Origin of the sequence: Nostoc sp. 'Peltigera membranacea cyanobiont' 232 (assembly GCF_002245985.1) — a bacterium.
Taxonomy (GTDB): Bacteria; Cyanobacteriota; Cyanobacteriia; order Cyanobacteriales; family Nostocaceae; genus Nostoc.
This window is the reverse complement of sequence record NZ_NOLK01000222.1, coordinates 1-9,539: the sequence shown is the minus strand read 5'-3', so window position 1 is coordinate 9,539 and position 9,539 is coordinate 1. Positions and strand designations below refer to the sequence as shown.

The following is a 9,539-nucleotide window of genomic DNA, read 5'->3' as shown; positions in this document are numbered from 1 at the left end:
ACAGATATATTTGATAAATCCCAATATTTCCGACATAGCAGCGTCTGCATTCTTCACAGCCTTCAAGGAGTTTCAAAAATCTCAGCAAATCAGAGCATTTTTCTCTCACCAGAGACATAAAAGAGCGCTAGAGTGCAAGCAGCAGTCAAAGAAGCTTTTGATGTGGTAGAAACTAGTGGGGAAGAGGCACAAAGGATAAATGAGGCATTGCTACGTGAGTTAGAAGTGTAGTAAACAACATAGTATAACTGCCGGATGAGCGTAGGCATCGCTACACACATTTACGTGTTTGTAGCTCCGAGGCTTTAGCCCGGAGTCATGTCACTAAATATATTAGTTGGATTGGAATATTGTGATAAGGGTATCATGCCAAATAGTAATTTCTTGAATAGTCTGATTGATTTTATCTCTATCACTGCTGATTGTTTCTAAATTCAATAGACAATTCACTAAGAATCTAACTAAATAAGTCAATTTCAAAGCATTATCAAATGCTAGATTGGGCATTACTTTTTCAATAAGATATATTGATTCTTTAAGAATGTTCTCTATTCTTGGGCTTTGACCTTCTTGTAAGAGAGATTGTATTGTTTGTAAATTGTTAACTAAATTATCTAAATTTGCTTGAGCTTCTTGTGTAAGCAAAATTGTTTGTGTAAAATCGTTCATAAAGTTATATTTTGGCAGGCTCTAGCAAAACCATTAAAATGTTTTCCCACTCATCGAAGAACCCATCAGTCCATCGGTCAATTCTGCCGTCTTTATCAATGTGTGGTGACACAACTTTAATAAAAGCTTGACCTTGGTTTTCTTGACGTTGAAAGTAATGTAATTGCACATCTTCTGACTCAATTTTACCACCATGCACCGCAAGACGAATACCGTTTAGAATCTGGTCGCTATGAGTTTCTACCACCACTTGAACCCCACACTTAGCAGCCAGGGCTAACAGCTTACTCAGCTTTGTTTGCGCTTGGGCGTGGAGTCCGGTTTCCGGGTGTTCAATCAGAATTAATGCACCTGGACTGGATGCTAGGATTGCAACGATAATGGGTAAAACGTAGGTAATGCCGTATCCAACATGGTCACTAAATTTTAAGTTAACCAAATCCATATCTAGATATGCGTCAACTTGGATGCGTAGACCAGAACTTATTTCTCCCATCCATGCTTCAACTTGGTCTAGCAAATTTGTTGATTTTGCTTGCGGGTGAGCGAGTTCGGCGATAGGAATTGGTTGATTACCGTAGGTATAAAGAAAATTTGCTGTATATTCGCCAAGCGCACCAATTTGTTTAAGTTCTCGCGCTTGGTAATCTAAAATTCCTGATGCAACTTTTGCACGTTCTGATTGAAGGTGATAAAGTTGCCCGTTGAAAATGCTTGACTGATAAACATCGCCATCAACAGAGTTGAATCCACTTTCTAAAAAATTTGCTTCTCTCTCTAAGGAGTTGTAGTTAAAGTGCCAAATTCCTTTAGTTCCGTTTTTTAAACTAAGCTCAAATCCTACATAGTCTTGTTTGGCATTTTCATACAAAGCATCATTAGCTGTGCCAATATTTACCAAGTTTCCATTGAGCAATAAACCAGTGCTTTGTAGTAAATTTTGCTGGTAAGATTGATGCAGCAGTGATAGTGCTTGCAACACAGAGGATTTACCAGTGCTATTATAACCAGAGAGCAGGGTAAGCGATTTGAATTCAACCAATTGATTCTCAAATGCTTTAAAATTTAGCAGCCGTAATGAGCTAATCATTAATAGTTAAAATATATATGATTAATTATTTAATGTTATCCTAAATCAGTTATTTAATTAAAGCATTATTTCAAATAGTATCAGAGTCAAAACCGAGCTAGATTGCGAGACTCAGCAAAGATATTAATGAGGTCAACAACAGCAGTTGATAGTACACCAGGAAAAGAAGCGGTATCACTAAATACAGTAGAAAATCTGACAGCCACATCTTCTTTAAGTGCTAGCGAGAGTGAACTAGATGTGCCATAGTTTCTATAAGCTAACTCTAAAGAGGGTTGAGCTTGTTGTAATTTTGCCTGAGACGGTAAGCGATCGCGCTTGATGTGGGAATTAAAATTAGGGTCAGCAGGTACTAGATTCCAAAGTTCGTTAATCGGATAGAGAGATACAGGTAAAAGGTGGTCTAAATCGTATCTGATACCATAAGAAATGTGCTTTTGCGTCCAGGGGCAAACAAACTCCGTTCCTTCCATCAAGAGTACATCAACATGGTTGCGTTCCCAACTCAAAGGTCTGCGGTTGTCCGGTCTATCTGTTAGCAGCTGATAAATGCAACCTCGATGCACTTTAGTGTGATTTTCTTGTTGCACCTTTTCAGTAAACAAGCACCATTCATGAATAGAAAGCGCTTCAATCCACAATGACATCTCTCCAAAAGTTTGCCACAGATCGGCTTGAATTACTAAGCATTTGTCTGCTAGTTGAGTACCTGGAATTGCTACAACTGAAGTGCTAAGTTCTGCATACTTTAAAGGTTTATCAAACACACTCCAGTGACCAAACCCTGCATATCTAACAGGCATTTCAATTGCTTTACTAATGGCAGTGAGGGCAGCTTGGTAGACTTGACGTAACGGTTTTGAGTAGGCAAGATATTTTCGCGGTACTCTCAACTCGTTGATGAGGAAAAAGCCATCGCTAGGGCTTGAGGTTCCGCCAACAATTGATTCCCATTCACACCGTAGTCTCTCTAACTCAGGGCGAAACGACATATCATTTCGCAATTGACCGTTCAGTGTTGCTCGTTGCCCTTGCAAAATGGGTTCGGTGGGTTTGACAAATGGCCAATAGTAAGCCACCCAAAACTGTGCTAGTAAACGCAAAGGAACTGCTACGTCTGCTCTTAGGTTCCGCAAATCAGGGAAGCTGAGGACAACATCATTAATCGCACGCAGCAAGGCAATTTTATAGCTTGTAGCTTTTGTATCGTGCTTGAGAATTGTACTGATGATTTTGCTTCCCGATGACATAGCAAGGGTTAAAAAGGCTACTCTATAGTATTCCCGTTTTCATCCCGTTTGATTTCTACCACAGTGACATCAAAACTTTCCCATTCTTGAACTGTAAAACCTGCATCTGCTTCTTCAGGAAACCTAGTTGCCATTTTCTCCCAAGCTTCTTCTTCGCTTTCAGCCCAGATATAATGACCCTGGCGTTCTCTGAGGTCATCGCGCCCAGTGCATTCGTGTGAGTATAATGCGTTACGTGTACAGCGATATTCTCTCATAACTGCGAATGGCCAAAGATTTAGCTTACTACGTTAAGAAATTTTCTCCAAAGTCTGTTGTTGGAAAGCTAGGCTTAAATGTTAGCCCTGGTGCGCCCAATAAACCGATTTTGCTTTTATCTATCATTGAAATGATAACTACTGGGCAAATAGTGAGAAAGCAAATTCCTCTATCTGCTGAACTCATCGCCACATTTCTTAAACTGTGGAGCCACTTAGAACCACTACGCAAGCCGGATATAGGCTTACCTTTTTACCACCTCACCAGCGATGGTTTTTGGCATTTTGAGATGAAACTGGGGTTTGAATCATTGATTGCTGCGAAGGTGAAAATCAGAACTCCCAGTACCATTAGGCAAACTGTAGAGTACGCCTACCTTGATGATGAACTCTGGTCACTGCTGCAAAACGAGAGCGAACGCACTGTACTAACCCACACACTCATTAATTCATGGTTTAACGAGCGTACACAGGATATCGAGTCATTATTACAAGTCAATGCCTTTGCTGAACTACAAGACCAGTTGCAACGCTCCGGCGGTAAAGTCTATCAGCCAGAGGAATTAGAAGATGAGCAAGCTGTAATTGTGCGAGATGGTGCATTCCGTAAAATCGTTATCTCAACTTACAACCACACCTGCGCCTTTTGCGGGTTACAAATACTCGATTCACTTGGTCAAAACATCGTTGATGGCTCACATATCAAACCATTCTCCCAGTTTTACGATGACCGCATTGATAATGGGCTGTCACTATGCAAAAATCATCACTGGGCATTTGACCGCTTTTGGTTCACCATCAACGACGATTACACTATCATCGTCTCTGACAACCTGCGGGAAGATTCACCCAACGCTAGACCAATGCGGGAATTTAGGGGCGATCGCATTATCTTACCCGCCCAAGTGCAGTATTATCCTAGACTTGATTCACTACAATGGCATCGTGAAGAGTTTTCAAGACGAGCGGCGTAACACGTAGGCTCATTTTTATGGATATAGATTAGAGGATTTTTAAGAGATGCTGTATTTAGCTCAGGTTACTTTCGGTAAAAATCCACCCTTTCTGTTGGGTATTTTTTATATAATTTTCAGTATAACTTACTTAATTTTTACTACAGTTTGGCTTCCACGCAATAGTAAACTCAAAGGTTCTGCTTTAAAGTTTTATATCCAACAATCAATATTTATATCAATTTTAATGTTGGTATGTGGATGGGTTTTTACTTTTCAAGCTGGGTACTTAAATTCAAATTATCAATTTGCACAATTTTTATTATTTCTGTTAGTCAATTATCTAATTATTAAAGATATTGTAATGAATATAGTTTAGCTAGTATATAATTTTACTAAGCATATCTTTTTTAATTAAAAGCGCAATTTGTATATCTTGGTGCTAAAAGCAAAACATGACTAAAAAACCTAGAGGTTGGTTTAATGAAATTGTTATTCGTCCCGTTGTTCATGTAGACGGTTACGAAAGCTATGAAAAGATGTGCGGTATTGTTGCAGACATTTACTACTCTGCGGAGGAACAAAAGCTACTGCACCAATTAAGAACTAATCCCGCAGAATCGATTTACATCACCCTATACACCTTGTTTAAAGTAGGTATTGCCAAATGTCCAGCATATTGGGTGAACAAAGACTTACTCGAAGCACTCATGCAATCGGTTTTAACCGTTGAAATTGACAGTTTAAATTGGACAATGAAAACGGGTATGTTTATGCTGCCCAAAGGTGTGATTCTTTCTCCTGAAAATAAGAGTGTTGAAGCTATTTTTTGGCATTACGATAGTGAAGCCAATACCATTTATTGGGCAGCAACCGATGAATCAAGTTCCTTTTGTCGCCGATTTAAACTTGATGGAGAAAAATTTAGTTATACTGATACTGAAGATATTGATCCTAAAGTAGTCAAAGGATTTAATGAATATTTGCACTCAATTTTCCTACGATTAATTTTGATAATGGAGTGCCGCCCGGAACTTGTAGATTCGACAAGCGAACTAGTCAGGGTGAATAGAGGTTTTGGCAAAGCCCAAGCACAAGATTTTTATCAACCACTTTGGCTAGGACTTGGATATCGACTCAAGCGTGAAGGGACGCAAAGTAGTGAAGGCAGTAGCGGTACGCATGGTACTAAGAGCGTCCATTGGCGCAGAGGCTTTTTACGTAATCAACCTTACGGAGAAGGCAGACAGCAAAGAAAACTAGTTTGGATTGAACCAGTTTTAGTAATGGGTGGAAAAGAATCATCATGATGACAGACGATGAAATTAATGCCAAATATGAATCTGCACAAGACAGACTCATTCAAGAAATTGACAGAATAAAACTACCAGCCTTAGTTGAAAAAATTAGGTCTAATCCTAATTACATGGTGATTGATAATGAGAGTCAATCTGCTCTTGATTGGGATGATGTTAAAAAATCTAAGCTCATTGAATCTTTTATTATTAATTTACCTGTAATGCCAATTGTTCTCTACGAAAAGTCATATCATACATACGAAGTTCTTGATGGCAAACAAAGGTTAAAAGCAATTCTCTATTTTTACACTAATCAATTAGTTTTGAGCGGATTAGAAGTTAAGACAGAATTAAATGGATGCACTTATACTACTCTTCCATATCATGCAAAGACAGTCCTGAATCGCCATTCTCTATCTTTGATATCTATTATCCCTTCAGAGGATGCCAACCCCGAAGAAATAGCAAAATTGATAGAGGTTGTTGCAGAACGGCTTAATTAAAGGGCTGCGATGGCGTACCACATCATCAACAGGAAAAAGGAAGCCTTGGGCTAGCGAAAATGTGTTGGCAGCTATCAGTTAGCTAAACGCACAGACTGTAAATTCATAGTATACTATGAACATATAAGAGTAAGCGATCGCACATTCTGACTATCCCGATTAAAACCATTATGAAACTGCAACGTATTGAGGCAGGTGAATATCTTACTGCTGATGGTAGGTTTTACGTCCGCAATACTTACTATTCCAACGGATTACCTGGACGGAGTAACACTACTAAAGGGTGGTTGATTGAAGACAAAAGCGGGCTTACACCATTTCAAGTAAGCAGCAATCAAAAGACTAAGCTGCGGCGGGTGGATACGCTGACAGAAGCAAAAGAAATTATTGCTCTAGTTGTCGAGTGCGATCGCAAAGAGAAAATATCACGTGATGCCGGATGGCGTAAGGAAGACAACGCGCAGCCGCCAGGGGTCTGTTGGCTATCTCCCTACACTGGCAAGTTGTTAACCCGAAGTGAAGCACTGCTGGAATTGAGTTTGATGTCGTGATGACCAAAATGGATGAGCTTTTTAAGCTTCTTGAACCGCTAAATAAAACTCAAGGGGAGCATTCGGTGAGTATAACTTTTAACCCCGGCATGAAAGGTGGAGTCATTAACTTTATGTTGGACTGGAAAACTTTTATCGGTGAGCAAGAATTTGAAAATATTGATGAAGCGATAAAATTTGCTTACTCTCTTAGAAAAAAAGTAGGTATCGATTTTATTAGTCAATAAAATTAATTAGTTTTGTTTTTATAAAATGTACTATGGATACCGTTGCTATACCAAAGAAGATAAGCCTTTGGGTTGGCTATACACATTTGATTCTAATCTTGAATATGCTTTTATCAATAAAAGTTTCCATTTGTGCAAGCGATGGAAAACAGAAAAAGGAGCTAAAAAACACTTCGATCATTACAATAATAATTGGCAGTTTAAGAGTAAAGGAGGCTATCTCAAAATTGAGGTAATGCCAGAAATTACTGATAATGTAAAAGAAAAATCTTCTCAGCAGCGATGGAATGAAGCCAATCGTGATGCACTTTACCAAGCTCAAGAGAATTACAACCAGAAGCGCCCTATAATGTCATTTCGTCCGAAAGCCGAACTGTTGGAATGGCTGGACGAGGAACGCGAAACTGATGACAATGGTGAACCAGAAACTGATGCTTCACTCTTAAATCGGAAGTTAGAAAAACTCAGACAGTTAGAACAAAAAGATTTTAGCGATTCGTTTAAGGGAAATTAAAATGTTAAATAAAATATTATCATTTGAAATAATTGAAGGGCTACCAGAAGATAATGGAACTTATTTTGTATTATTAGAAAATGGTTCGATAAAAGAAGGATATTTTGGTTCCTTCTCTTTCCCTTATCATCAAGAAAATATTGTTAGAATTGCTAACTGTGAAGACCAGCAATTTCATTATGAAAAATTTATTGGTTGGCTAAAACCTATAGAATGATTTATATATAAAATAAAAATCTGAAGATATTATGTAAAACAATGAAAGCAGAACAATTAAAAACTTTAATTATTAATATTATTAATGAAAAACCAAGGTTTTTTGATGGTGTTTGTGCTAAAGATATTAAAAATTTGCTCTTGGAACATTACGAAATTTCTGTAAGTGAAAGAACAATTATTAAAGTAATGATGGAAATAATAGATGAGGGTCAGAATAAATTTGGTGGTTCTGGTTATGTTTGCGGTGATGATAGTACACTAACATGGGCGGATGAACATAGTAATGCAAATTCAAAAATGAGAGGATTACATAAGTATTGGTGGTTTAATATTTAGATAATAAAAATATAAAATTTTGGACAGACATTAATGATGTATTTTTTAATCTAAAATTTATAATATTCAGAGTTTTTTAGATACAAGAATTTTAATTTTATGAGTAATAAACAAGCGACAAGTGAAGTATTTAAAAATCAGAGTTACATGACCCCAGAACAGCTAAGTATTGCTGAAGAATTTCAGAATACGATAGAGGCTGAGTATGCCCTTTGTGCTGGGGAAATGAAAAAAGCGAATATTGCAGCAGCATCTGGAGCTACATCAACTAACTCAGATAAAAAATTGTCAATAAACTATGCGTGTTTAGAAATTGACGCGATTCGTGAATACTGGTTCAAGCGTTTAATTAGCCTCATCCAAATTATCGAACACAGAAATCCACAACTTGAAAAAGAGCTAGCAAGGAAGTATTTAAATAATGAGCAGTAACTTAGACCGTCTGCTAGCAATATTAAAAGAACAAGCAGACTTGATTGATAAACTTAACACACGTTCTGACTTTCAATACAAAAGTACACAAAGGCTAGTTTTGGATTATGGTAAACCTTTTGTAACTCAGGTTAAATCACTATTTAAAGGTGAACGTAAAGCTTGCTTTGAAAATTGTTACAAGGCATTATGGGACTATTCGCAACTAAGTTACTGTGAAGGCTTTGCTATTGATGATGAGTTGGATTTTGCAGTACCTCATGCTTGGTTAGTTAATAACGCAATGGAAGTAATTGACCCTACATGGATTGGAAATAAGTTTAAAGGCAGTACTTATTTTGGAGTAGTTTTCAATAGAGAATTTGTGATGGAGATGGCGGAAAAGACCAGAAGTTACGGCATCCTTGATAGCGACTATATGAATGAACACCAACTTAAACGAGAAGGATTTCCGCCTCATGCACTACTTCATAAGCAGGCGATAGATGCTCAATGATTAGTGCGATCGCTCCCCACAGCGAGGAAAACAAAGGAGCGTAGGCACAGCCAGATATAGGCATCGCACCCTAACTTGATGGACTATTTAGTGGGTAATAACCTGATTATTCCTGAAAAATGAGATAATTTTCTAATATATATAAATAATAAGGCTATGCAATGGCTAATATTTTAAAAGACTCTTTTGGTTTTCCTAAAATTTCTAAATATTCTGGTTTTTCTCCAAACAAAGACAGCTATATTGTCTACTGTGTTGAGTTTGAAGGACGAGAATTAGGATATTGGATTTCTGGTACTGGAGAATGGCAGGATTTCAGGGATAATGATACAGATTTTGAAAGTTTAGAAAAATGCCTTGAAGGGCTTTATGAGATGTACCAATATGACGAAGATTACGAGTTTAGGTACTGGGTTCAAAAAGTGAAAATTAAAGCAGAAATGATTTAGGTGGCAAGGAGTTGCTGAATTATTTACCTAAAGATATCGCTACTCTACAGAAACAGTTTTGGGTGCAATGCCTGCGGCGGGTGGGTACGCCATCGCGTATGCCATAATATTCATTACTCTAGTAACTGGAGTTTAGACTAAAAGCGATAAGAGAGAACGCAAATCAAAAGGAATTAGAGGTTAAAAATATTATCTTGTCAGCCTTAAAGCATCCTGAACTTTAACAATTATTGTGTAGTATACTTGCCGAGAGAATAATACAATAATGATAATCATGAAAATGGTGGGAGAGAAA

The 9,539-nt window shown here is 37.7% G+C and carries 15 protein-coding genes; 11 read left to right on the top strand and 4 right to left on the bottom strand.

Annotated features, from left to right (window positions below):
• Positions 1 to 333 precede the first annotated feature (333 nt).
• From CDG79_RS36800 to CDG79_RS36785, 4 genes are all read right to left on the bottom strand, one after another.
• On the bottom strand, positions 334 to 669 hold the full coding sequence (locus tag CDG79_RS36800) for a hypothetical protein (RefSeq protein ID WP_094346498.1): 336 nt from the start codon (positions 667 to 669) through the stop codon (positions 334 to 336).
• 4 nt (positions 670 to 673) lie between these two features.
• Positions 674 to 1,759 carry an AAA family ATPase gene (locus CDG79_RS36795; RefSeq protein WP_094346497.1) on the bottom strand — a complete coding sequence of 362 codons (1,086 nt, stop codon included), beginning with the start codon at positions 1,757 to 1,759 and terminating at the stop codon, positions 674 to 676.
• A gap of 86 nt (positions 1,760 to 1,845) precedes the next feature.
• Positions 1,846 to 3,009 carry an HNH endonuclease domain-containing protein gene (locus tag CDG79_RS36790; protein ID WP_094346496.1) on the bottom strand — a complete coding sequence of 388 codons (1,164 nt, stop codon included), beginning with the start codon at positions 3,007 to 3,009 and terminating at the stop codon, positions 1,846 to 1,848.
• 17 nt (positions 3,010 to 3,026) lie between these two features.
• On the bottom strand, positions 3,027 to 3,266 hold the full coding sequence (locus tag CDG79_RS36785; RefSeq protein ID WP_094346495.1) for a hypothetical protein: 240 nt from the start codon (positions 3,264 to 3,266) through the stop codon (positions 3,027 to 3,029).
• Positions 3,267 to 3,274: 8 nt separating this feature from the next.
• Here CDG79_RS36785 and CDG79_RS36780 point away from each other — a divergent pair, with 8 nt between their 5' ends.
• The 11 genes from CDG79_RS36780 (at position 3,275) to CDG79_RS36725 (ending at position 9,244) form a co-directional block, all read left to right on the top strand.
• Positions 3,275 to 4,240 carry an HNH endonuclease gene (locus CDG79_RS36780; protein WP_094346494.1) on the top strand — a complete coding sequence of 322 codons (966 nt, stop codon included), beginning with the start codon at positions 3,275 to 3,277 and terminating at the stop codon, positions 4,238 to 4,240.
• A gap of 434 nt (positions 4,241 to 4,674) precedes the next feature.
• On the top strand, positions 4,675 to 5,529 hold the full coding sequence (locus CDG79_RS36770) for a hypothetical protein (RefSeq protein WP_094346492.1): 855 nt from the start codon (positions 4,675 to 4,677) through the stop codon (positions 5,527 to 5,529).
• A complete protein-coding gene (locus CDG79_RS36765; protein WP_094346491.1) occupies positions 5,526 to 6,020 on the top strand; it encodes a DUF262 domain-containing protein in 495 nt (164 codons plus the stop codon). Before CDG79_RS36770 ends, CDG79_RS36765 begins: the two co-directional genes overlap by 4 nt.
• A gap of 170 nt (positions 6,021 to 6,190) precedes the next feature.
• Complete coding sequence (locus CDG79_RS36760) at positions 6,191 to 6,571, top strand: hypothetical protein (protein ID WP_094346490.1); 381 nt, start codon at positions 6,191 to 6,193, stop codon at positions 6,569 to 6,571.
• The gene (locus tag CDG79_RS36755; RefSeq protein WP_143855698.1) at positions 6,568 to 6,798 is read left to right on the top strand and encodes a hypothetical protein; all 231 of its coding nucleotides are present in this window, start codon (positions 6,568 to 6,570) and stop codon (positions 6,796 to 6,798) included. The genes CDG79_RS36760 and CDG79_RS36755 overlap by 4 nt, the downstream gene beginning before the upstream one ends.
• A gap of 25 nt (positions 6,799 to 6,823) precedes the next feature.
• Positions 6,824 to 7,312 carry a hypothetical protein gene (locus CDG79_RS36750; protein WP_094346488.1) on the top strand — a complete coding sequence of 163 codons (489 nt, stop codon included), beginning with the start codon at positions 6,824 to 6,826 and terminating at the stop codon, positions 7,310 to 7,312.
• A gap of 1 nt (position 7,313) precedes the next feature.
• On the top strand, positions 7,314 to 7,529 hold the full coding sequence (locus tag CDG79_RS36745) for a hypothetical protein (RefSeq protein ID WP_094346487.1): 216 nt from the start codon (positions 7,314 to 7,316) through the stop codon (positions 7,527 to 7,529).
• Between the two features lie 41 nt (positions 7,530 to 7,570).
• Entirely contained in the window at positions 7,571 to 7,867 is a 297-nt protein-coding gene (locus CDG79_RS36740; protein WP_094346486.1) for a hypothetical protein, read from the top strand.
• Between the two features lie 99 nt (positions 7,868 to 7,966).
• Positions 7,967 to 8,299, top strand: coding sequence for a hypothetical protein (locus tag CDG79_RS36735; RefSeq protein ID WP_094346485.1), 333 nt, complete (start codon positions 7,967 to 7,969; stop codon positions 8,297 to 8,299).
• Complete coding sequence (locus CDG79_RS36730) at positions 8,289 to 8,795, top strand: hypothetical protein (RefSeq protein WP_094346484.1); 507 nt, start codon at positions 8,289 to 8,291, stop codon at positions 8,793 to 8,795. The genes CDG79_RS36735 and CDG79_RS36730 overlap by 11 nt, the downstream gene beginning before the upstream one ends.
• A gap of 161 nt (positions 8,796 to 8,956) precedes the next feature.
• Positions 8,957 to 9,244, top strand: coding sequence for a hypothetical protein (locus tag CDG79_RS36725; protein ID WP_094346483.1), 288 nt, complete (start codon positions 8,957 to 8,959; stop codon positions 9,242 to 9,244).
• The last annotated feature ends 295 nt before the right edge of the window (positions 9,245 to 9,539 follow it).